Origin of the sequence: Mariniphaga anaerophila (genome assembly GCF_900129025.1) — a bacterium.
Taxonomy (GTDB): domain Bacteria; phylum Bacteroidota; class Bacteroidia; order Bacteroidales; family Prolixibacteraceae; genus Mariniphaga; species Mariniphaga anaerophila.
Map to the genome: position 1 here is coordinate 403,054 of NZ_FQUM01000005.1, position 25,881 is coordinate 428,934.

Genomic DNA, 25,881 nt, shown 5'->3' on the forward strand with positions numbered 1-25,881 from the left:
CCTGATTACAGCTTCAGAATCTTTTCTGAGAAAATATGGTTTTCAGCATCGCGAACCAACACAATGTAAACCCCGTTTTTCAAACTTCTGACGTCCACATTGAGGCTGTTTTCATTGTACAATTTGCTTATCAAAAGTTGTCCTGTAACCGCATAAACTTTCACTTCGCGAACAGGGTTAGAATGCACAACAAACAGTTTTTCAATTTTATTATCAATATAAATACTGACTTCCTTTTTATCGTTTGTCGGCACCTGTTTAATTTCAGAAGAAGTTGAAATACCTCCTTCGTTTTGTGCCGCCACAATATCTGCAACCAGACTATTGAGGTAAACTTCAACGTTGGGAAACACCCCGTCAACCGATTTCATCTGAGCATCATCCGGATTGTAAGGATTCAGGTTGTTGGCCACTTCCCAGTCATCGGGCATTCCGTCGTTATCCGAGTCAGCCGGCGGTTGTTCAGCGCTCAGTTCAGGCCATCCTCCTACTGCTTCCTGAGTGTCAACCAGCCCGTTTGTACTGCCAAAACCACCATCCGGATAAGTTACCGTTCCAGTAGCTGTTTCGTCCGCAATGCGCGTATCAACAGGGTCTCTGGCCAGGCTGGCCCCGGCAAATGCAACTACCTTTTCAAGCGCCTGCTCAGCCGGATGTGTTGTAACTTCTCCCGCATTATACGCTGTTTCCGACCTGATATCGTTCTTAACAATTCCCGGCGCATAACTTGTAAACGACGAGTGCATATTTACTCCTGCCCAGTTATCGTTGGTTACACCCGAACTGGCAGTTACAAAATTCCCTTCAATAAAAAACTTTCCATAAACTCCTGCGGACTGGCTGTTTGAACCATTGTCGGCATACGGCTGAATAATTCGGGAGCGGTTTGACGATGTAGCCGGGCCGGCTTTGTAATAATTATTGACAAGATTGTAGTGCCCGCCCTCGCCACCATAAACACTGTTAGCTCCCCAGTTATAAATTACATTATTTCTGAAATCCACCAACTCATTTTCCGCGTTATTGGAGTAACGGCTGCCACAAAACCTGGGGTTCCGGCTGTCGTGATGCGCCAGCAAATTGTGATGAAACGAAGCATTTGCTCCACCCCAGATTCCTCCGTAACCATGTTTCCCTTTATCATGAACTGAAATTCGAAGGCTTTCAGACAAAAGACACCACTGAAGCGTAAAGTTTTCATTGTCGTAGAACGAAACACACTCGTCTGTTGACCAACTCATTGAACAGTGATCAATAATTACATTTTTGTTGTAACGCCCGCCGAGTGCATCGGCTTCCTGGTTGGTTACATTTCCCATGCGAAACCGCAAAAAACGAATAACCACTTCATCGGCCTGCACGGTAACCGGGTAATCCCTCAGCGTAATTCCGTCACCCGGAGCCGTTTGTCCGGCAATAGTAATCCTACTATTCCTGATCTTCAAGTCCGACTTTAGCCGAATTGTTCCGGAAACCTTAAACAAAACAATGCGCGGTCCGGTCTGATTTACGGCATACCGCAAGCTGCCCTCGCTGTTACTATCCTCCAGGGTGGTTACATAAATTACCCTGCCACCCCTACCGCCTTCAGTGTACTTACCAAATCCTTCGGCCCCCGGGAACGCAGGCAAAGCACTGTTTTGAGCAAAAACCGGCGTTGCAAATCCAGTTGCCAGGGCAATAAAAAAGAAGCATTTCAGCAAAACCGGTACTTTCATCTGTATAAAATTTTTTGCTTTCTGAATGTTCAAAAAATATGAAGACATTCAGGAACTCCCATCATTTTAATCACTGCTTTTTATGAATTTTGAATGAAGAAAATTTATGGTCGTTTCATTCCCTATTTCAATTTAATGGTGCTTTTATCAACTTCATCTCCAATTGACACCAAATCAGAAAGCGGCTTTTCACTCTTCCCTTTCAGGAAAATGTGAGCAGACCTACTTCCATTTATGCTGATTCCTTCGCCTCCATTTTGGGAAAAATCCAGCCCGTTAACATCCACGTTATTAACGTCATACATTACAATTGCATCACTGCTTTTCGTCTCGATATTGATATCTGTCATTTTTACTCCTGTGGCATCAACAATTGTAATGCCCTGATCGGCAGACAAAATCATATTATTCAGGCTTATGTTTTCCAGGTTCATTTCTGGAAGTCCCTGCAATAAAACAGCCTGAAGCGCGCCGTCCACAATTATATCTGATATTTTAATATCTTTAAACTGAGGCGTTTCTTCTGTAACAGGAAGCATGTCAGACCTTTTTTCCGTTCCTCCCGCAGCAAGCATCTCCGAGGCTGAAATTCCGCCGTAATAAAGATTGAAAGAAATGGCAAAAGTGGGGATATCTTTCATCTGAATATTCGAAATAAAAATATCTTCAACCACGCCTCCGCGGCCCCGGTTACTTTTAAACCGCAGTCCAACGTCAGTTCCAATAAACGTGCAATTGGAAACATGCATGTTTTTCACTCCGCCCGACATCTCGCTTCCAACGGTAACGCCACCATGCCCGTGAAATACAGTATTGTTTCGAATTACAAGATTTTCGCACGGAATGCCCCGTTGCCGGCCATCTTCATCTTTTCCCGATTTTATGCAGATGGCATCGTCTCCAACATCGAAGTTACAGTTTTCTACCAAAACATTTTTACAGGATTCGATGTCCAATCCATCGCCATTTTGCGAATACCACGGATTTCGAACTGTAACATTCCTTACAATAAGGTTTTCAACAACCAGTGGATGCAGACACCAAGCCGGTGAATTTTGAAAAGTAGGACCGTCAAACAGCACCTGTTTGCTGTTTTGAATACTCACCATTACCGGGCGCAAAAAATCACGGATTTGCTGGAACTCTTCCCTGGTAGTAAGGTCATGACGAATATTTTGGTCTGCATTTTCCATTCCACTTCTAAACTGCTCAGAGGGGTACCACTCATCTCCTTTTTCATTCACAACTCCGCCCGAAGCCACCAGCTTTTTCCAGTGAGATGCTGTAAGTTTACTTCGTTTTACATAACGCCACGCATCGCCAGAACCGTCCCAAACTCCGGTGCCCGTAAAAGCAACGTTTTCAATACTAACACCATAAATTGGAGACATGCAGCGCCAGGTGTTCAACCCTTCGAAACTTGTTTCTACCAGAGGATAGAGATCTTTATTGTCGGAAAAAACAATCAGCGCACCGGTTTCGGCATGAAGTTCCAGGTTACTTTTTAAATGGATTGGCCCTGTTAGCCAAATGCCCGCCGGAATTACAACTTTCCCGCCTCCTTTTTTGCTGACCGCTTCAATGGCATCTGCAAACGCCTGCGTGTTCAACACCTTTCCGCCTTTTTTCGCACCAAAATCAGTGATGCTCACTGCGTAGTCGGGAATTACCGGCTCCTGAATTGACGGCATGTTAAACTCAATTCCGCTAAACTCAATTGTTGCAGGTTGTTCTTCTGTGGAACTTTTCTCTGTGCATGCCGCCGAAAAAATAATCAGCAGCAACGTTAGTTTTGATAATGTTCTTCTTATCATTTTTTTGTTTTTACTTCAGTTAAACAATGCAGGCTCAACCGTCCTTCCGCCAAATCAATTCTCTTTTTTCTTCGCTACCAGCGAATTCAGATAAACTTCAAGATTTGTATACCCTTTGTCAAGTGTAAACAGGTTTTGATCTGCTTTTTCCGGATTCAGGTTATTCCGTTTTTCCCAGCTGTCGGGCATGCCATCGTTATCTGTATCTTTAGGTGGTTTCCCTGATTTAAGTTCGGGCCATCCGCCAACATCATTCTGAGAATCGATAATGCCGTTGCCTCCTCCATCGTAACTTTTCCCGTATTTTTCCTTTCCTGTTTTTGCTTCGGTCACTATTCTTTCATCCACAGCATCGCGCGACAGGCTTGCCCCGGCAGAATCGAGCACCTGATTAAATGCGGTTTTCGCATCGGTTGTATGCACCGAAGAAAACTCAACGGGTTTGCAAAGTCTCGATTTACTGATAGATTCGGCGTCCACGCCTTTTCCCTGAACACCACCATTCCAGTTGTCTTTTGAAATCCCGGGATTCCCTTCCACCACATTTCCATCAATAAAATAAAGCCCGGCCCCTAAAGTATCAGGATTAACCGACGGGCTGAAAAACATTTGGGTAAGATCCAAAATACGATGCCTTGCACTTTTTTTGGTTGCAGCACCTGCTTTATAGTAGTTATTCACGATGTTGTAGTTTCCTTCTTCGCCGCCATAAATACTGTTAAATCCCCAGTTATAAATTACATTGTTCCGAAAATCGGTTTTCTCTTTTTCTGCGCTTCTTGAATAGCGCGAGCCACAAAACCTCGGGTTTCTGCTGGTGTGATCAGAAATAAGGTTGTGGTGAAAAGAAGCATTCAATCCGCCCCAGATTCCGCCGTAACCATGGTCGCCTTTGTGATGGTAAGAATGGTACAAGCTTTCGCTAATGATACACCATTGCATTGTAAAATTCTGGTTATCGTAAAACGAAGCAACCTCATCGAGCGCCCAGCTGAAGCTACAATGATCGATGATTATATTTTTACGCCGAATACCGGTAATGGCATCATTCTCCTCTTTCATTTCGTCGCCCGGTCGCACACGAATATATCGGATAATAACATTATCGGCATCAACTCTGATCCCGTAGTTTTTAAGGCAGATCCCGTCGCCCGGAGCTGTTTGCCCGGCAATGGTAAGATCGCCATGTTTTATGTGGATTGTTTTTTTCAGGTTAATTGTCCCCGACACCCTGAAAATAATGGTTCGCGGTCCTTCGGCTTCAATGGCTTTCCGAAAGCTTCCGTCGCCTTTATCATTTAAATTATCGACAAAAATTACTTTGCCTCCTCTGCCGCCGGTAACGTATTTTCCGCCTCCTTCGGCACCCGGGAATGCAGGGGTTTGCGCACCTGCCGAAAAAACAAAAGCCATCAAAAAAAATACCCACAAATTATTTTTCATCCGATGATGTTTTCGCACAATGAACTAAAAAAAGGGGAGGAACTTAGTTCCATCCCCATGAAACCAACTTTAAATCCTGTATTACGGATAAACAACTTTTACGTAATAGATATTAACACCACTGCTTGGCGAATAGAGATACAAAGATCCGGCGCCACCGGTGTAATTAAACGTCTCCATCGACGAACTTGATCCGAAAGCATTTATCGTCCCAATTACGTTTGTTCCATCGTCTACGTTCAAAATACGGTCAGATGAAGAACTTGAGCTAAGTGCGTAAATTGTTATTGTACATTCTCCTGTTACATTAAATTTTAAGGCACGGCTGGTTGTACTTCCGGAGCCATTAAGTTTCAAGCGTTTATTAAACTCAAAAGCATCCACGGTTTTATTGTTGTTATCGATGGTAACTGTCGGGAAAATAGTAAGCCCGTCAACAGTTGTTTCTTCTGTAATATCACCTGCCGGCAAAAATCCGTCGGCAACAAGCTGGCTTATGTTCCACTCCTTATTTGCGCTTGGTTCTGACGGGGTAAACCTTCGTACAGTTACCGAATAGTTTTTAACACTGCCTTTATCTTCAGAAATAACGGTAATGCTAAAAGGACCATTGTTGCCTAATTTCAGGTTACTATAAGTTGCGTCGCTACCCCCAACCGTTGCATACGGATGGTTGGCAACTCCGGAAAAGGTAACCTCGGTAACTGTAGTATCAATGGTGAAAATATAATCTGTTATATCGGGCGAAAATGCGGGATCGAATTCTCCACCACCTGTTATAACCAGATTCTTTAGCGTTGCATCAGAACTGGGCGCTTCTTTAACAATATTAAAAATATAAGTAGAAACTGATATTCCATCTTCTGCCACAACTTCAATCCGGTGTTCGGTTTCTTCTGCAGTAAGTTCTGCGGTAAGTTCGCTATTGATGGTTTGTTTAGCATGGCCGAGAGTAGGAGAAAAATCAACTCTGCCGGTGCTGTGCGGAACGGTAATGGTATATTCCATCACGTCGCTGTTAAAAGAAGGAACCAGGTCGCCTTCGCTGACAGACAGCTTGGTTAACGTGGATACACTACTTGGTTCGTACACTTCTCCGATAGAAACCCGGATAAGATAGAGATAAATGCCCGAGCCCTGGGAACGAATGTAAACAGTTTCTTTTCCGCCGGTCCAGTTGATCATCATCCGCTGGGGCTCTTCCGATTTGCTGGAAGGAACAACAAGAGTACCGATAACTTCCTGTGCAGTGTACGCCTCCAGAGTACGGCCGGCGCCACCACCATTGGCGTAAACCATAATAATACAAGGCTCGGTTACTTCGAACGAAACGCAACGGTTTTTATCGCCATCGGCAACGATTCTGTCTGTGCCACCACCCTGCAAATCGAGATAATGTGTAAAGTCATAATCGCCGGTACTAACTTCGTTGGATACTACACGCATCGATTTTCCCGATGCAGCATGAAGTTTCAATCCATTAACTTCCAGCGTTTCGGTAAAAGGCGAAACATCGGCAAGCGCCACCAGCTCTCCTTCAGAAAAATTCCATTCGGTTATTTTAACCTCTTTTGCCTTGGTAAGGAAGTAGTAACCTTCCCATTTCGATTCCGTTCCATCTTCTTTAATGGCTTTCACCCTTGCAGAATACTTAACATTTTTCTCAAGGTCTTTAAAATGAACTGGTATATCCTCCGGAAGAATATCGGAAACCGTTTGCGCCAGGTTTTCGCTATTAAAACTAAGAGAATCATTCTTGTAAAGCTCAAGAATATAAGACTTCGCATTATTCACCTTCTTCCAGGTGATGGTAATGTCATCCAGGTTCCCCAGATTCGCCTCAATGTTTGTTGGAGAAAACGGACGGGGATAACTTCCTTCAGTTATTTCATCCGCAAAATCCTTACATCCTGCTATCCCAACAACCAAGGCGATTAGCATTATTAAATATGTTTTTTTATTCATTTTGTTAAAGTTGTTTGTTTTTATTGTGACGGACGAACCCGCTTTATTCTCTTCCAGAAAACAGCTTACTATTTTAAAATGAAGAGATTTTAACACAGCCGATTCTATCCTTTTCATATTCCATATTTTCTCTGTAATGAAAACTTAAAAAACTAACAATATTATTACGGCATATTGTAATCATCGTTGTTCAGTGCACCTTCGCTTGTATTAATGAAGTTCTGCCAAACAGGCCAGTACGGCTGCAAATTCGGATTACGAAGTGCAATGTAATCCCACAACGGAACATCGTTCAGGCTCCACTCTTTTGTTCCTGAATAGGAAGCATCAGGAGCAGCATCAGGATCGCCATAATTGAGACCGTGAATTACGATGCTTTCGCCGTCTAGCGCCGTTTTGTAGTAAATTCGGTCAGGCAATTGCGAATACGGATAAACCGTCCCATCGAACTGGCTTGTATAGTCTTGCCGGTTGTCCCATGCCTGCAATTTGCTCCCGGCTTCATCCATGGCACTTCCAAGCATATTCCAGCGGATGAGGTCGCCCTTACGCAACATCTCTCCTGCAAACTCCAGTCCCCGTTCCTTTACAATCGCCTTAAAAAAAGCATCTTTACTGCCTGAAATACTATTCATATATGCATCAACCATTTCGGGGTTTTCGGGATACGCACGGTTACGAACCTCACGGAAATAAGGCGCTGCAGCACCCGGTCCCTCCAGTTCGTTAATAGCTTCTGCTGCCATTAGCAACACATCAGAATAACGCATGTACAAATAATTTAGTCCGTCGTCGTTTGAACTTTCGTTACGCCAGCGTGCCTGAGACAACCACTCGTAACGGTATTTACCAATGCACCACGATTGTGCGCTTGAAGGAACTTGTTTTCCGTCGGTCCAAACAAAAGGACAAGCTGTTACGCTCCGGCGGGCGTCTTCTTTTTCGTAATCGTACCACAACGTTGGCATAATGAGCGTTGAGCCACCTTTGTTGGCGTGAAGCTTAACATATTTATCTTCTGTAGTGTGCGTTAACCCAAGATCGAACAGAACACGCCCACGGGTAGATGAAAACGGAATTGACCACAATACTTCACCTCCTGCTACGTATGTTTCGCTGCAGAAATCTTTAAAACACTCTTCAAAATCCAACAGACGACACGTTCCACTGTTAATTATATCCAGGCATTCATCTTTTACAATCTGGTACATTTTTTCCGGAGCCAAATCAGGATCGTTACTCAGCGTAAGTTGTGAAGACCCATTGGGAGATGAGGCCAGGTGTTGCGAGTAGCCAGCAGCCGCCAACGCCAAACGGGCACGAAGTCCTTTTGCAAAAGCTTTGTTTATCCTTTCTGAAGATGTTGTAACTCCTATTTCGTTTGGCCATGCACAATAGTTTCCTGCCTCTTCAAGGTCGGCAAGCAGTTGTTTCAATATCTCGTCGCGGTCTACTTTAGGCAGGTTAACTGTTTCGCTGTTGATTGGTTCAAAACGGGCAGGAACATTTCCCCAACCTCTGAGTAAATCATTATAAACCACAGCACGAAGCGTTAACATTTCACCCAAAAGCTGAGCCATTTCCGGACGGTTCTCCACGTCGCCATAGGTGCGAAGGCCGCGGATGGCAAGGTTTGCTCTTTCAATACCTTCGTAAAATTTTGCCCAGGCATTATTTGCAGCGTCCATATTTCCATTGGTCGGGGTGGTGTAATAATTTGCCAATGTTTGGGCAGCATCCGAAGTACTTCCACTAAGCGATTTACGAATTTCCAAATCGGTATTTATTCCGTAGTAGGCGATAAACCGCCCGCGGTATGAATTTGTTTCGCAAAACGACTGTATCACACCGGCAATTGCCTGTTCTGCAAATGTTGCATTAGAAAAGATTGTTTGCTCGTCCAATGTCGATTTGGCCGGTGCGTCTAAATAGTCATCGCAGCTTGCAAATGCAAGCACGCCAGCCAATACAAATATTTTAATCGATATATTTTTCATTCGTTTATATTTTTAATTTTCAACAAGAACTTTTGAAACTCGCATGAATATGTCTCTGTGTAAAAAAGAATTTCTGAGCTCGTTTCATCTTCTTCTAAGTATTAAAATGTTAAGTTCAAACCAAAAACAACTGAGCTAGACCGCGGGTAAGCCGAAAAATCGACTCCCGGTGTAAGATTGGTTTTTCGCCGGGTAGAAACTTCGGGATCAAACCCGCTGTAGTTTGTCCAGAGGAAAACGTTGTATGCCGAGCAGTACAAGCGTATGTTCTGAATTTTAACCTTTTGCAATGTTGATGCCGGTAAAGTGTAACCAAGAGTAACAGTATTTAGTCGCAGGAATGAACCATCCTCAACTGCCCAATCAGAAAATACATAGTTAGCAACATAAGGACTCCACATGGTTGTATTTGCATTCATTGCTGCAAGCTGTTCGGGATTATTCACCAACTCGCCGGTAGCCACATCCAGGTCAGTCCAGCGACTACCAGATTCCATTGTAGTTAACATGTTGCGCATGGTGTATTTATGTGTCATTGTATAATCAACCTTATTGGCATTGTAAACATCGTTGCCGTAACTCCAGTTGAAATTCAGTGCCACATCAAAACCATATGCATTGGCATTGACGGCAAAACCACCGGTATGCAGCGGATTTGCGTTTCCAATAATGGTTTTGTCCAAGTCGTCGCCATAGGTAACTTTCCCGTCTTTTCCATCTGCCCCTCCAATATCTTTCAATTTCATTTTACCAGGGCGCAAATCGCCAACAACGGCAGATGCGTCTACCACGCCTTCCTTCAGAATCCAGGCTCCAGCAACTTCGTCGTAACCTTCAAAGTCAGAAACCTCATAACGCCCGTCACTCAGGTAACCCCACATTTGGCCAACCTGTCCGCCAACTGCTACAATATAATCGTTGTAAACACCTCCTGCTCCTGAACCTGCCCATCCCGAGGCATCGTAAAAGTTGTCGCGCCCAAGTTCGAGTATTTTATTTTTGTTGAAGCCAATGTTAAAATTGAAGCTCAATCCCCATTTCTTTTGTTCAACGGCAATCCAGTTAGCAGAAAATTCTACTCCCTGATTTCTTGTTTTTCCAAGGTTCCTGTACTGATTATCATACCCGGTACCTGAAGTAAGGAATTGTATTAGCAAGTCTTTTGTTGTATTCCGGTAGAGTTCAGATGTCACATTCAGGCGGCCTCCAAGAAATGCCAAATCAAGCCCTAAATTTCGGGTAACAGTGGTTTCCCATTTTAAATCGGGATTTGCCATGGACTTAGAAGGTGCCCAGTAGTTATCCAGAATGGAAACCCATGTTGTTTGCCTCGATTCAAAAATCTGAACCATTTGATTGGATGGAATATTGTTGTTTCCGGCAGTACCGTAACTTGCCCTGAACTTGAGGAAATGCAGCCAGTTTGATGAACTTTCCATAAATGACTCTTCGCTAACAACCCAGGCTGCACTTGCGGAAGGGAAATATCCCCAACGATTGCCCTTGGCAAACTTAGATGACCCATCTGCACGCATAGTAGCGCTTAACAAATATTTGTTGGCGTAATCGTAATTCCAGCGCCCGAAGAAAGAGAGCAGCTTATCATCAGCAGAGTAACTGTTCTTCACCTGTTTGTTGGTGCCAATGTTCAGCGCCATTGCAGAGGCAAGATCAAAACTTTTGTCTAACCCGTAAACTTCAGAAACCAGCGCTTCGTTTTTTGTAACCAGCATTTCCTGACCAACCAGCAAATTCATATTATGGCTTTCCGGAAGGAGGCTTTTGAAGTTATATTGCAGCGTGTTTGTATTTCTGAAAGACTCGCGTATTCTATTCGTAAAAATAATTGCCGGTTGCCCCAGCGGGTCAGTATTGTTTTTTACAAAATAAGTCGTCAATCCATAAAACCGTGAATCCTTGCTGGTGTAATTATCTAAACCGACTTCCGAACGAAATTTCATATTGTTTACAAGTTCCCAGTTGAATGCACCGTTAAGATTCAAACGCTGTTGAACACGGTTCCGGTCATTATCTTTGATGCTTGTAATCGGGTCGTAAAGATTGGCCGCTGCATCGGTATCATCGTCATTTGTAGTTACTCCGCCCGAAAGAGGAATTGGCGAATAGATCATTGCATTTCGCAAACGCCCCTCTGTAGACGAGCCTTTTTCATCGCCTCCTTCGTTTACACCGCTTCCGCTAATTTCGGTATCCGACCAACGTACAGAAAAGTCCAGCTGAACCTTGTCATTTGGATTATTTGTTAATTTCAACGAAAAATTATCGCGGACATAATCAGAACCGTACATTATTGATTTTTCGTCGTAGTGGTTAAAACTGAAAGCGTATTTCATTTTTTCCGTACCCCCGGTCAAACTGAAATTATGATTCTGAGTCTCACCAACATTCCCAAAAGTAATTCCTAACCAATCATTTCCGGGAGAAGCCTGATACATATCAATATCCTGCCAGTTTCCGAGATACCTGGAGTACTCTTCAGGGTCAGGGCTCGTCCAATCGCTGCGTAGCAAAGCCAGTTCATATTGCCAAAGGGCGTAATCAGATGCGCCTAAAACATCAAGTGTTTTGGCAATTTGCTTTACACCATAGTAACCGTTGTAGTTGGCTGTCATTTTTCCCAGCTCGCCACTTTTGGTTGTAACAATAATAACACCGTTTGCTCCCCTCGCACCATATATTGCTGTTGACGATGCATCTTTTAATACATCAATTGATGCGATGTCATTTGGCGAAATATCGTTAATCGAATTTACCGGAAATCCGTCTACAATATACAACGGAGCATTACTTTGAGTAATAGAACCTCCGCCTCGCACCCGAATCATTATTTCCGCATCAGGAGAGCCCTCGGTTGAAACAATTTGTACACCGGCCATTTTCCCCTGCATTGCCTCTGCGGCGGTAGAAACAGGTATTGCAGCAATTTGCTTGGCATTTACAGATGCCACTGAACCGGTCAGGTCTCTTTTCTTTACAGTCCCATAACCAATTGCAACGACTTCGTCCAACTCGGTAGTTTCCATTTCCAACGCTACGTTAATAGTAGTATTTCCATTCACAGGTACTTCGTACAGTTTAAAACCGATGAATGAAAATAACAGTACTGCATCGTTTGCCGGAACTTCCAACTGGTAAGTACCATCTGCCATTGTAACGGTGCCTGTTGTGGTTCCTTTCACCACCACATTAACACCGGGCAGTTCTTCTCCGGAAGCGGCATCGATTACTTTTCCCTTAACCGTAATGTTTTGCGAAAAAACAGTGAAAGCAAAACAAAGTTGCATTAGAATCAAAATCCCTGCGTATCGAAAAGGATTTTTCCAACGCAGAGCCTGATTTGTCTTGTCAGAATTTGCCATAGTTTATTATTCTTAGATTTAAATGTTATTTATTTAGTTGTAGCTATCTTAATATCAAATTGAGTAAAACAATTAATAATACCACAAGAAAAACAACAGAAAATAAAATGATTCTATTGGTTTTCTTTAGATTTTTTTGGATCTCTCCCATAGTTTTTCGTTCGTTAATTCATAGGATAGCAAGTTATAAGCAAAAACGGAAAATCAGGGTTCTGTTTTTCCCAAATCCTGTTGTGCGGTTTCCCTAACAACGGTGTATTTCCCAAAATGCGGGCTATATTTCTCATCGCTTTAACCGACACCAAGAAACAAGCTACTACACCACTGAATAACAGTAGATTAATTGGGATTACTCAAAAAAAAACTAATAGTTACTTTTTGTCCTTTTTAGAAAGGTACTCGGTGGCACTCATGCCAAATTCGCGTTTAAAGCATTTTCGAAAATGAGAAAGGTCTTTAAAGCCGACAGCATAAGCAATTTCCGAAACGTTCAGTTTTTCCTGTTCCAGTAACTGGACGGCACGTTTTAACCTGATATGACGAATAAACTCCTTTACTGTCATATTAGTAAGCGCGTGTAGTTTGCGGTAAAGCTGCATCCGGCTCACTCCCACTTTGGTCGCAAATTTTTCAATATGAAGGTCGCTGTCTGCAATATTCTCTTCCACCACATCAATAACTTTTTGCAGAAAGCGCTCGTTGGGCGAAGAAAGAACAACGTTGGTGGGTTCCAGCACCATTGTTGCAGCATATTTTTCTTTCAGCACGTCGCGCATCGACAGCATATTTTCAACTTTAGCCTGCAGAACCGTTAAATCAAAAGGCTTGGTAATGTAATCGTCGGCACCGGTAATCAGCCCCCGAATTTCGTTTTCCTTCGAATGTATTGCAGTGAGCAACAGAACCGGGATGTGAGAAGTACGCTCGTCATTTTTCAGACGTTTGCACAATTCGTATCCATCAATTTTAGGCATAATAATGTCGCTGATAATAACATCCGGAATCGTTTCGAGAGCGGCTTTCCAGCCATCTTCACCATTAACGGCTTCCACAACCTGGAAGAAAGCATCAAAGTGACTGCGAATAAACTGGCGCACATCAGCATTGTCTTCAACAATCAGCATAATTTTTTCGCTTATTTTTTCTTCCTGGGAATCGGGAGAAGCAGCTGCTTTCTCCGGCTGAGTTTTTTCTTTAATTGTCGAGCCGGTTTCTATAGCAGCCTTGTAAGGAATCCGAACAGTAAATTTTGTCCCTTTTCCCGGCTTGCTGGTTACAAATATATTCCCTTTGTGCAGGTGCACCAACTCTTTAACCAAAGCCAGCCCAATTCCGGCGCCCGCATCTTTATCGCTGTCGTCCGACTGGAAAAACCGCATAAAAATCTTCTCTGTATTTTTATTCGAAATCCCTTTTCCTGTGTCGAGGATGCTGATTTCAATAAACTGCTTTTCCTCTCCCGGCTCCGAAAAATCGTCTCCTTCAGAATCAAAAACCAACGACAGTTTTACTGAAACTGCTCCTTTGGCCTCTGTAAATTTAAAGGCATTTGAAAGCAGGTTGTTTAATATTTTCTCAATCTTATCGGGGTCAAAAGCGACAAAGAGCCGGTCTTTTAAAGTGCTAAACGTAAGTTTTATTTCTTTCTCAATCGCGTAATCATTAAAAGAATCAACCACGTTACGAATAAAGCTGACGATATCACCATCGGCTAAATCGAGTTTAAGATTTCCGGTTTGCAGTTTTCTGAAGTCGAGCAACTGGTTAACCAACTTATTCAGATTGCGGGTATTCCGGTGCATCAGCGTCAGGTTTTCCAGCACTTCTCCGTCAATATTTTCTTTTCGGAGAAGTTTTTCCAGCGGGCCGAGAATTAACGTAAGCGGCGTTCTGATTTCATGCGAAATATTGGTAAAAAAGTTCAGCTTCATCATATCCAACTCGTGGAGCTTTCGTGCGTTGGAACGTTCAATAATCAACTGGCTTTTAATCTTTTCCCGATTTGTAAAAAAGCGGACGATTACATAAACCAGCGTAAGAATCAGTATTACAATCAGCGCAATAAACCAGTTTGTTTTCCAGAATGGAGGTAAAATAGTGATGCCAAGCTGCAATTCGGGCCCGTCTTCCTCACTTTCGTGAAAAACCTTTTTCACGCGCAACGTGTAATCTCCCGGATTCAGGTTGGTAAAAGTTGCAACACGATCAGCCGAAGGGCCAATCCAATCGTCGTAAAACCCTTCCAGTTTATAGGCATATAAATTGCTCTGACTATTCACATAATTCAAAGCGGCAAATTCAAGGGTAAAAACATCCTGCCGGAAATTTAAAACGAGATGATCTGTCTCTGAAATGCTCTTCTTCAGAATATCATTTTTACTGTTTCCGACTGGAACCGACTTGTTAAACACTTTGAGGTCGGTAAAAACCAGCGGCACGTCAACATCGACTGCAATAATTTCGTCGGGGTTAAACATGTTAAAGCCGGAAACACTTCCGAACAGCAAATTGCCTGATTCTGTTTTATAAGCTGCACCGTAGCAAAACTGGTTATTTCCCAAGCCATCTTTGCTTGTAAAATTCTGAAAAACCTTTTTATCGGGGTCAAATTTCGACAGCCCGTTTGAAGTGCTAACCCAAAGATTATTCTGGTCATCTTCCTGAATACACAGCGACTGATTGTTAGCGAGGCCACTTTCTTCGCCATAATATTTTAAAGGCCCAGACCCCAGCGAATACAAAGCAATCCCTTTGTCTAAGGTTGCAATCCATATTCTGCTGAGCCTGTCTTCGTACATTGTTCTGCTGTGCTCGAAATACCGGGTTGTAGCATTTTTTTCGGGATTGAAAATGATTATTTCGTTGATGCTGCCCATCCATAAATTTCCTTTGGAATCGGGTTTTATCCAGAAGATTTGCTCGTTTCCGCTAAGTTGCGGATAATGAATAAACGAGTTGGTAGCAGAATCAAACCTGTCGATTCCACGGGTTGTGGCAATCCACATCCGGCCGCTTTTATCGAAACATAAATCCCAAACCCGGTTATCAGAGAGGCTGCTTTTTGAGTCAGGATTGTGTTGATAATTGGTAATTGCACCGGTTTTCAAATTAATTACATCAATTCCGCCCATATAAGTTGCCACCCAGAGGTTGCCTTTGCCATCGTCGAGAAAAGCTTTAATACAGTTCTTCGACAGCGAATTTTTCTGTGATTTATCGGCCGTCAGGTAAGAATATGTTTTTGTACGCGGATTATATATATTAATTCCTCCGTCTTCGGTTCCCAGCCAAATATTGTCGTTGTCGTCAATCCAGATTGCATACACAATGCTGCTGTTCAGGTACCTCGAATTGCCTGGCAACGCCGTAAAATTATGAAATACCTGCTTGCTTTTTGCCAGCAGATTCAGGCCGCCGCGGGTTCCAATCCAGGTTTCACCTTTGGCATCATGAAAAACAGAAAGCACTGAATTATTGGACAAACTACGCGGTTCCTGCAGGTTGTGCCTGAAAAACCCGGTTACACCAAACCCTTTTGAATATTTAAAAAGGCCGCCGCGAGTTCCAATCCAGTATTCGCCAAAAATACCTTTTGAAATGGCCCTCACGGTTTCGGTTCGGGATGCGGCAGGGAGCAAATCAACTTTCGTGTAATTGCCCGTTTCCGGCTCAATAATAAAAAGGCCTGAAGAATACGTTCCAACCCAAATATCACCTTCATCATCCAGGTAAATTTCCCAAATTTCGCGGTTTTCATTTTCTCCGAAAGGAAGATCATAATAAGTCAGCCTGCCACTTTCTCTACTATACATGTAAAGCCCGTCGTTCGATCCTATCCACAATTGGTTTTTTCGGTCGAAAACCAGGTTTCGGATGAACTTTCCTTCAACAGAAAATTCTGAATTAACAGGTTTTATAGGGGCAATACTATTCGCCGAATCGAGAACAAACACATTAAAATCAGTAGCCAGCCAAAGTCGTTTGTCCTCATCTTCGAGCACATCGTTCACCGAAAGCTCGCGGTATTGAAAACCCGGAATATGCTGCAACGGCTGCGAAAAAGTTTCTTTCTTCCGATCGAAAATATTCAGCCCGCCCTTTTCTGTTCCTACCAGCAAATTTCCCTGACTGTCTTCCTTAATTACACGAACTAGACTACCTTTAATACTTGTTGAATCATCATCGCCGGCGGAAAAATTTACAAAGTTGTACCCGTTGAAACGGCTCAATCCCTGGCTGGTGCCGATCCACATCCAGCCTTTGCTGTCCTGAAAAATACGCTGAATCTGATTGTTTGGAAGGCCGTCTTCCTGCGTAAAAATATCGAAACTGTATTCAGATTGCGCAGCAGCCTTTTCAACCTGAATTGTTAAAAAAAGGCACAACACAACCCACCTGCAAAAAAAACTAATATGTTGTTTATTCAAGCACACAGGTTTGAGTTTACACATATGCGAAAATAGCAAGTTTTTGCAATGATCGCTAATGAATAAACTCAAACAAAAAAAGGCTGTCCATTTTCTATAGACAACCTTTTTTCAATAACAAAGCTTTATTGTTTTTAATACTTATCCGTATTAATTTGAGTTCTTCAGCTGAATTTTCACCTCATTTTTTTTGCCGTCCAACTTCAGTGTTTCGGTGGCTTTATTGTATGAAATGTAGTTTGCAACAATTTTGCAATCGCCGGGTTTTACATTTTCAAATGTGAATTTTCCATCGAAGTCTGTGTATGCTTTTTCGGTTGTACCTTCGAGCTGTACTTCTACTCCAACCAGAGTTTCACCCGAGTCAGAATCATAAACGGTTCCGGTAAGAGCAACTGCAGCAGTGCTCTCCATGTCTGTATTTGTTTTTTCACCTTTGTCTTTTGCTGAAACAGCTACTGCCAGCATGAGTACGACTAAGCCAAGAAATAATTTTTTCATTTTTCGTTGAATTATAATGAATTCAATGCAAAAATAGGTTGGCTGGGTTAAATCGCAATTAAGGAAATATTACAGTTCAGTTACATTTTCAGAAAGGTTAGTACTTTCTCTTGTTCACGAGATTTCCTTCGCCGTCATAATTTTTCCAAACCCCCACTTTTTCGCCATTCCGGTATTGAAGTTTGTATAGCAGATTTCCCTGGTCGTTCCAGATAATCCACTTGCCATGCTTCTTTCCTTTTTTATATCGGGCAATGGAAATAAGTATGCTTTTATTATTGTACATCTCCCATTTTCCGTGCATCTCATTGTTTTTGAATGCACGAATTTCGTGTAGCTGTCCGTCTTCAAAATAGATTTTGGTTTTCCCGCATTTTTTGCCCTGCTTAACTTTCATCTCTGTGTCTACCTTCCCGTTATCGTGGTAGGTTTTATAAGTACCAGAGTAAAGCTCAGATCCCTGATAATAAATATCATCAATCTGTTTTAAATTTTGTGCATTAACAATAAGTGTACACAACAAAACTCCTATAAATAATACTACCTTTTTCATGATAGTTCCCTTTCTTTATTATTCACGTTAACATTATTTCGCTAACTCAAAGTTAGTAAAAAACAACAATTTGTAATATTCCTCAATACTTGTCTCAAAAAAGAACTCCGGCAAAAATCCGGAGTTCAAAGAGAGGTCAGCAACCTCCCTGTCATCAAACACTGCGTAGCAATAATTTCTAAGCATTATCAGGTAAAAAGGAGGAAGGAGAAAATCCTTCTTCCTTTTTTTATGTTATTGTGCAGCTACATCGAATCCCAATCCCCAAGGCAGGCTTTTTACCCAGCCAAATGCTGAAACATCGGCACCTCCTGTAGGCATGCTGGTTGCTTCTGTAACCTGTACAGACGAATAAGTTGTTCCTTCGCCTTTGTTGATTTCTTTTCCGGCAAGCGGGTTGGTTACGTAATAGGTTACGTTTATGCTGGTTTCTTCGGTTGCGTCACCTTTGCCATCGCTTAAGTCAATAAGATCTTTTATTGTACCACCGTCAGCAATAACAACACAGTTGGTGATGGTTGCAGTTGCACCACGACGAACTTTTATTGCATCGTGCATCAGGCCACCGTCGCCAGTTTCTTTTGAATCTGCTGTGTTTGTTGCTTTTGTTACAATGGTAATGTTCTTCATTGTATAATTAGACTGATGATTATGAGAAGAACCATTTCCATCGAGGTTACCATCAGATTCGATACCGCGTGGGTCACCTTCGGTACTGGTGTAACCGGCAGTCCAAATACCGTAAGCATTATCGAGCGTACCAGACCATCCTTGGGTTACGTCAAACATATCGTCATCAGAATCGACAGCAAGAAAGTTTTTTACGCTTACTGAACCGCCAAACCATTCAACTGCATCGTCGGCAGTGCTGGGAACATAAACGTTTTCGATAACTGTTTTACTACCTACACCATTAAGAGTAAGTCCATTGTGTTCTTTGTCAGAACCACTTTTTGAACCGGTGTGAGCAAGTACCAGGTATTTAATTCTTCCTGAATCATCTTTATCAACATTACCTCCGTAGGGGATGTTTGAGTTAACCTCGGTGCTTCCTTTGTTTGTTCCAACTTCTCCTGCACCTGAAACATACGCACCGCCATTAATTACAAGGCCACCCCAGTCACCGGGCTGTCCGTTTTCTCCTCTTTCTGACATCATGATGATAGGATCATTTGCAGTACCTTCTGCAATGATTTTACCACCCTGTTCTACGATAATATAAACCGAATATCTGTCATCCGGAGTACTTCCATATTTTCCTTTAATTACTGTACCGGCAGGGATGGTTAAAGTTGCCCCGTCTTTTACGCTAAGCGTTCCGGTAAGTAAATACTCAGGTCCAACCAATGTTCTGTCTGAAGTAATGGAACCAGACAATTCAGTTCCTTCAGGATCAACAATAGGTTCTTCTGATTCGTTTTTGTCACAAGCTACTGCAAGCATAGCTACGCAGGTTAGCAAATAAAATAGTTTTCTCATTTTCTTTGTTTTGATGATTAAAAAAACTTTAATTAAACTACTGGATATCATTTGTTTTTAATGTTCTTCTTAAAAATTATAAGAAACGCCCATGGTCAAAGACAACCCTTTTTTATAGTTCGAAAGAACCACCGGGTCGGCGTCTACGTCTGGCTCTCTTGTAAGCTCGTAAGATGGGTTCAACAGGTTGCGAAATTTGGCGTTTATTCCCCAATGGGAAGCGAACTTCGAGCTGAAAATAAAGTCGAGTGTTGGTACCGCTTTTTCTATTGTGTTTTTGAAGCCGCTTGTTCCAACCGTGTAAAGTTTGTCGCTTGTATAGTTAAGAACCAACGTTGCATTCAGGTTGGTTTTACTCTTTCTGTAATTGTACGAAATATCAGAATTAAGAATAAAAGGAGCGGCACCTTCCAACGCACTTTCTTTGTCGGTAAAAGGAATGTCGGGAACTCCCCATTTGTTCGGTGTAAAATCGAACTGCACCAGCGAGTAGATATACGAAGCATTTACTCCCAACGAGAGTTTGTTCATTTGCTCTTCAACAGCCTGCTTAAAAATGTTTTTGCGCAGCTCAACCTCCAACCCTGCTGCAGTTGCATAATCGGCAATATTTCTGTAGGTAAGGTACCCGGCAGCGCTGTATTCTTCAAGTCGCGAAATAGGGTCTTTAATGTGTTTGTAAAAACCTCCTACTGAAAGCAGTTCGTCAGTCGAAATGTAGTAATCGTACTTAACGTCCACGTTGTAATTTTCAGAAGGTTGCAGGTCGGGGTTACCCTGGCTGCTAAACGTTTCGCCAACATATTCAAAAGGCGCCATTTCTTTTGCCTGTGGCAATGTATATGTTTTGCTCAACCCCAGCCGGATTGCATGATCGTCGGCTAAACTGTACCTTGAGTTTAAGCTGGGCAGCAGGTAATTCTTATTAATGGTTGCAGTTCCCGGAGTGGTAATTACCGTTTTGTAATCCACGGTGGTATTAACAAGATCCATTCTGACACCACCCGACACAACAAGCTTGGGCGTAAACTGGTAAGTTGCATTTACAAACCCGGTATGTACGTATGATTTTACCGTGTAGGTATTGTTGTAAATATCGATGTAAAAATTTGTCCCCGCTTCCCGAATTCCGCCAAGCCCGTCCTGGTTAAAAAACTGGTCGAGATCCGGATTTTCCGGGTTGAAAGTATATGCCTTGTTGTTTAATTCCAACCCGTAAATTATGGCTTTAAAATCTCTGTCGATAATGCGTCCGTTGTAGCCAAAATCGATAGAAGATGAATTGCCTTCTTCTGAAGATAAGCTGTAATTAAAAACCGCTTTCAGATTGAGGTCCAACTCATTCAAATCAGAATCAAAGCGCTGTTGGGAAGTTTGCGAAGTGTAAAACCTCAGCAACCCGTCGTCTTGCGACTGAAACATGTTATTCACGCGCCTGTCTGGCTCGCTGCCTTTTACATAGTTTAACGACACTCCCGGATTGAATCTGATTTTATCGGTCAGTTTCAACTCTGCCGACAGTTGATTTATCAGCAACGTATTGTCGTTAATCTGTTGCCGGCGGGTAATAGACGGATCGCCCGCTTCACCTCCCCGGTTTTCAATTTCCGCGTCGTACCCTACATATTCGCCAAAATACCCTTTATTGGTGTGAATATACATAGCGCTATACGAAAGCACGTTATCGCGATTCAGATTGTAGAGGTAATTTCCCATTAACAAATGAGAAGTATTACTAATGTACTTTTTGTACTTTTTATCTTCGTCGATTCTTCCGGTAGTTGCTGTTTTTCGAACCGTTCCTTCGTTGTAGAAGTAGTCCTCGTTGTATGCACCCACCAGATAAAAGCTCATTTTCTCATTGCTAAGTAAAGAACCGCCGGCCACGTTGTATGCCTGGTTCATTCTGAAGTTTTGCACAGAAGGATTAAACTTGTTTTTAAAACCATACTCGGTTGCCGTTGCAGAACCGGCATCTTTTGCGAAGCCCAGACTGCTGTTTCCGTCTGTAACCAAGAAATCTTTACCCATTGTGGCGGTATTCATTCCCCACGAACCACTGGCCGACAACTCTCCGCTACCAACAAGTTCTTTAGACGAAATGTCAATAACAGCTCCGCCTACATCGCCTATCATTTCTGAGTTAAATGCTTTTTTTACGCCAACGGCCTTAATAACGTCAGACGAAAAGAACTCCAGCGAAATGTTTTTGTACTCGGGGTCTTCCGACGGCACCGGAAAGCCATTCAGCGATGTTGAGTTGTAGCGGTCGCCCAAACCACGAACGAAAACGTTTTTAACGCCGTCCTGTTTGTTCACGCCCGAAACTTTGGCTACAGCTCCTTCTGCATCGCTAATCCCTTTTCTGGAAATCTCCTGGGCACCAATTGCCTGGGTTGCCAGCAGCGCGTTCTTCTGCTCAACAAGCAACATGTTTTCCGACTCGCGATTAGCTTTTGCAACTACTTCAACCCCTGCAAGTTCTAGGGTTGCCGGAGACAGCTCCACGTTCAATACTATTTCTTCGTTTGCTTTTACTTCAATTTCGAACTCCTGTGGATCGTATGAAATAAAAGAAACGACTAACGTATAGTTGCCGGCATTAATGTTTGGTAGAAGGTAGTTTCCGTCAAAATCGGTGATGGTCCCCTGACTGGTTCCCTTTAGTAAGATGGTAGTTCCGATTAATGATTCCTGGGTTTTTGCATCAGTTACCATTCCTTTAATACTCCCTTTTTGAGCTACTACTGAAATGGTCTGAATTAGCAGTAAAATGCTAATAACAAATCTGTTCATACTTTAAAAAAATGCAGTGTTTATGACTTTTGTAATAATTTACGCTGCCAAAGCAAAGCCATAATTATTACAAGTGAATTAATACTCCTTTAAAGTATAATTACATTTTGTTAATCGATTTGTAACAATTACACAAAGCACCGGGAAGCCTATGTAGAATGCAGGTTTCCGAAAGGTTTTGCAACTTCCGACGCACTAAAATGCGGTTTTATGTGAACCTTATTTCTTAAGAGAATGTGAAGAGAATGCCTATTTTTTTGCCAGGGAAAACAAAAATTCGATCCCTCCTGTCGGACGGTTCTTTACAGAAATCTCTCCTTTGTGCAACTGAACGGCGTTTTTAACAATAGCCAGGCCAAGTCCGGTTCCGCCGGCTTCCCGCGTCCGCCCGTGGTCAACACGATAAAAACGCTCGAAAATCCGTGGCAGGTGCTCGTCCGGAATTCCGTTTCCTGTGTCGGAATAGGAGAAATAGCAAAAAATGTCGTCCTCGTGGTACATTTTTATTTCAATCGCTATTCCTTCGCCTCCGTAATTAATTGAGTTTTCAATAAAATTTTGAAAAATGGAATGCAACAACGATTCGTTTCCCCAAATAACAACTTCCTTCGGAACATCATTGACAAACACAATTTTCTTTTGATTTATCCGGTTGGCAAAATTCTCATACACTTCGTTAACAATCGAATGCACATTGGTGTATTCAAACCGAAAAAGATCGCCGGCGTCTTCAATATTTGTAAGTAACGAAACATCGTTAATTAAGCCGGTAAGGCGCTCCGACTGCAAAAATGCTTTCTCCAGAAAATACTTTTGCTTTTCTTCCGGAATGGGCCAGTTGTTCAGTATGGTTTCGAGGTACCCTTTTATGGACGCAAGTGGTGTTTTCAACTCATGGGCAATGTTCGACGTAAGTTGCTGCTTCATCAGCCTCCTCTTTTCAAGGCGGGTAATATCAATAAGCATTACTTCGAAACTGCCATCCGGAAAAATAATGCTTTGCACTTTAAAATATTTCTCTCCTGCCGAAATAGTAAAGGTTAGTTTTGGGAGCTTTTCGGGAGTGAAAACGGCTGCCCTTTTTCTGTTTTTTCGAAGAAATTTATTGAGCTTCCGAAACTCTTCCATTCTGAAAATGGATGCTGTGGACTGAATATTCTTATTCGAAATAATATTAATGTACTGTATAAAATGGCTGTTTGAAAGAGACTGCCTTTTCGTCGGCGAGAAAAAAGCAATTCCTTCGTTCAGCGCATTGAGGTGATTAAACAGTTTTTCTTTTTCGTTGGAAAGCTCGTCTTTGGTTTTTTTCAGCTTATTGTAAATACCAATTATCTGGCCGCCGATAATTCCCAGTTCGTTGTCGGGAAATGGCGTCCCGGGCTCCACCAGTTCATTTCGCCCTGCTCTCACGGCAAAATCTTTTAGTTTGGTAATGGCATCGGCCAGCCTCGAAGTAAAAAAGTAGAGCATAATTCCGATTGCCGCAAAAACAGCTGAAATGAAAAAGATAAAAGCCTGCTCCGCTTTCAGAAAGTTTTTTATTTGAATATCGTAAACAACCGCCGTGCGCACAAAATAGTCGGGAAAATTTCGGGCGTAGTAATAATATTCCTGGTTGGTAGTTTCTGAGTGCCTAATATTGGAACCAGCACCGTTCTGGGCCGATTTCTGTATTTCGGGCCGCAGCAAATGATTTTCCATCTCGGTGTATTCTTCCACAAAACTGTCGAAAAACACTTTGCCCTGTTTCGAAATCAACGTAATACGAATGTTGGGTTGCGGCAGCAGCTCCTGCAACTCTGCAATCCGCCCAACTTCGTTGTTCTCAATTAAATCATAACGATTTACAAACCGATGTGTTATCTCTGCAATATTATCGAGTGTATTTTCGAGTTGAGATGTGCGGTATTCTTTTTCGCGATGGTACTGAAATGTCAGAATTGCTACGGTAAAAAGGATAAATACAATTATGAAATAGAAAAATATTTCGCCCCTGAAAGATTTGCGTATCACGTGTTGCTAAAGTATTATAATGAATAAATTGGTTGCTTTTCCAACGGCGCCTTTTGCAAAACCGTTGCAAGTTTACGGTAAGTTTTTATCAGGCTCAACGTGTAACTAAGCATGTTTTTGGTTTCGGTTAACGTATTCAGAAATAAAGTAGAATTCCGGTTATTTACCAGTTTCGTTTTAATTCTTTTGATCTGCGAAATCCCCATGCTTTCAAGGCCTTTGTTCAGGTTTTCGCAAAACTGGACTAAACGCTCAGTCTGCCCAAAATCATCGTGCTTAATAAAATGAACGGTGTGGCTTAAAAACAGGTTAATATCTACAATAAGATTGTTCAGCTCCTCTGCCTGCGACTTGACAAACGGCCTGTGGGTGTTGCTCAAATGTTCGTACAAAGGGTCGAGAAACAGCGTAAGCGAACCCGCCATTCTCATCTGGTAATCTTTTAACTGAATGTAGTAGTGCCCCGATTTTGAGTCCGAATCGATTACCGACTCCGGACTATAAACTTTGTTTTTATCCAGCTTTTTGCTCAGTATTTTTTTGAGGTTTTCGGCATCCCGGAGGCTGATTAAATCTTCATTCAAAAAACCCGACATCCCGAGGGAATAAATGGCATTGGTTTTTTGCAACGAATCAATTAACTGCTCCTTGCTTTTTTTCATGAGTTCAGCCGCATGTTCATTTCCGGCGGGAATCTGTTCGCCGCTAACAACCGCCAACTCTTTTTTCTTATAGTGTTGGCGAAAGTGCAGCGTTAAAAATACGGCAGCAGGCAACAACAAAAAAATTAAAAACCTGAAGCCTGTTGATGCCAACCAAAAAGTAAAAATAAAAGTCATGGGAATTGAATTAATGACTGAAATATTAACGCAAAAACTTTCCATCTTTTATCTGTTGATTAAGTCTGAATCAGTTTTTATTTGCCGGTTCCAAAACGAACGTGAGTTCATGTGGCAGCAACCGTTTTTCAATTTTTGTCTTTAAAGCAGTAGCCATACCCCGACTTTCCTTTAATGTTGGTAGCGTAAGCCCCTATTTTTTTTCGCAGCCGGGCAATATTTACATCAACATTGCGCTCAGTTACAATTACGTCATCGTCCCAAATTCGTTTCAAAATTTCATCACGACTGATGTATTGATCCATGTTTTTCATCAGTAACAGCAATATTTCAAACTCTTTGCGTGTGAGGCTTATATTTTGTCCATCCAGAAAAATTTCTTTCTGTTTCTGGTTTACAATTAGCTCTTTATAAACAATATTGGTTTTTTCATCGGCTTTTTTCTTCCCTCTCTTCAGAATGGCTTTAATGCGGGCAACCACTTCTTTTATGGAGAACGGTTTTGAAATATAATCATCGGCACCCACGTTAAATCCGGTCAACACGTCGTTTTCTTCACCTTTTGCCGTCAGAAAAATAATGGGTACCTGAAAACCCCTGTCTTTACGAATAATGTTGGCTGTTTTAAACCCCGAAATTCCTCCCATCATTATGTCAAGCAAAATTAAATCGAAATCCTCAATCGGCTTGTCCAGGGCTTCTTCTCCGGAGTGTGCAATATCAATAGAAAAACCTTCACTCTCCAGGTTAAACTGTAATATTTCGCACAGGTCTTTTTCATCGTCAACAATCAAAATTTTTTGACTCTCTTCCATATTCCTTTTTGTTCTTGTTCTGTTAAAGTTAATGTAAATTTTTTTACACCTGATTATTAAGAAACTGTTAATACAACGTCATTTTGTTTTATCTTGAAGGACGTCAGCTCTTTTTTTGGGTATTTGCATCTCATTTTC

14 protein-coding genes are annotated in these 25,881 nt (G+C 42.2%); all 14 read right to left on the reverse strand.

Translation table 11 applies throughout. From position 1 onward, the window contains the following. Positions 1–5: 5 nt before the first annotated feature. Positions 6–1,718 (reverse strand): T9SS type A sorting domain-containing protein, encoded by a 1,713-nt coding sequence (locus BUB08_RS12645; protein ID WP_139249694.1) that lies wholly within the window; start codon positions 1,716–1,718, stop codon positions 6–8. 122 nt (positions 1,719–1,840) lie between these two features. Next, positions 1,841–3,532 carry a glycoside hydrolase family 28 protein gene (locus BUB08_RS12650; RefSeq protein ID WP_073002227.1) on the reverse strand — a complete coding sequence of 564 codons (1,692 nt, stop codon included), beginning with the start codon at positions 3,530–3,532 and terminating at the stop codon, positions 1,841–1,843. Positions 3,533–3,586: 54 nt separating this feature from the next. Next, complete coding sequence (locus BUB08_RS12655) at positions 3,587–4,975, reverse strand: pectate lyase family protein (protein WP_073002228.1); 1,389 nt, start codon at positions 4,973–4,975, stop codon at positions 3,587–3,589. 81 nt (positions 4,976–5,056) lie between these two features. After that, positions 5,057–6,940, reverse strand: a complete 1,884-nt coding sequence (locus tag BUB08_RS12660; protein WP_175550002.1) for a cadherin-like beta sandwich domain-containing protein — start codon at positions 6,938–6,940, stop codon at positions 5,057–5,059. A 164-nt stretch (positions 6,941–7,104) separates the two neighbouring features. After that, positions 7,105–8,937, reverse strand: coding sequence for a RagB/SusD family nutrient uptake outer membrane protein (locus BUB08_RS12665; RefSeq protein WP_073002230.1), 1,833 nt, complete (start codon positions 8,935–8,937; stop codon positions 7,105–7,107). A gap of 101 nt (positions 8,938–9,038) precedes the next feature. Next, positions 9,039–12,317 (reverse strand): SusC/RagA family TonB-linked outer membrane protein, encoded by a 3,279-nt coding sequence (locus BUB08_RS12670; protein WP_083570751.1) that lies wholly within the window; start codon positions 12,315–12,317, stop codon positions 9,039–9,041. 371 nt (positions 12,318–12,688) lie between these two features. Beyond that, positions 12,689–16,744: a hybrid sensor histidine kinase/response regulator transcription factor gene (locus BUB08_RS12675; RefSeq protein ID WP_073002231.1), complete on the reverse strand. Its 4,056-nt coding sequence runs from the start codon at positions 16,742–16,744 to the stop codon at positions 12,689–12,691. Between the two features lie 150 nt (positions 16,745–16,894). Next, on the reverse strand, positions 16,895–17,245 hold the full coding sequence (locus BUB08_RS12680) for a carboxypeptidase-like regulatory domain-containing protein (protein WP_073002232.1): 351 nt from the start codon (positions 17,243–17,245) through the stop codon (positions 16,895–16,897). Positions 17,246–17,342: 97 nt separating this feature from the next. Next, a complete protein-coding gene (locus BUB08_RS12685; RefSeq protein ID WP_083570753.1) occupies positions 17,343–17,798 on the reverse strand; it encodes a toxin-antitoxin system YwqK family antitoxin in 456 nt (151 codons plus the stop codon). Positions 17,799–18,032: 234 nt separating this feature from the next. After that, positions 18,033–19,277, reverse strand: coding sequence for a hypothetical protein (locus tag BUB08_RS12690; protein WP_073002293.1), 1,245 nt, complete (start codon positions 19,275–19,277; stop codon positions 18,033–18,035). Positions 19,278–19,346: 69 nt separating this feature from the next. Next, positions 19,347–22,073, reverse strand: a complete 2,727-nt coding sequence (locus BUB08_RS12695) for a TonB-dependent receptor (RefSeq protein ID WP_073002233.1) — start codon at positions 22,071–22,073, stop codon at positions 19,347–19,349. A gap of 249 nt (positions 22,074–22,322) precedes the next feature. After that, complete coding sequence (locus tag BUB08_RS12700) at positions 22,323–24,089, reverse strand: sensor histidine kinase (RefSeq protein WP_083570754.1); 1,767 nt, start codon at positions 24,087–24,089, stop codon at positions 22,323–22,325. Between the two features lie 14 nt (positions 24,090–24,103). Further along, entirely contained in the window at positions 24,104–24,928 is an 825-nt protein-coding gene (locus BUB08_RS12705) for a hypothetical protein (RefSeq protein ID WP_073002234.1), read from the reverse strand. A 128-nt stretch (positions 24,929–25,056) separates the two neighbouring features. After that, complete coding sequence (locus BUB08_RS12710; RefSeq protein ID WP_073002235.1) at positions 25,057–25,743, reverse strand: response regulator transcription factor; 687 nt, start codon at positions 25,741–25,743, stop codon at positions 25,057–25,059. Positions 25,744–25,881 lie beyond the last annotated feature (138 nt).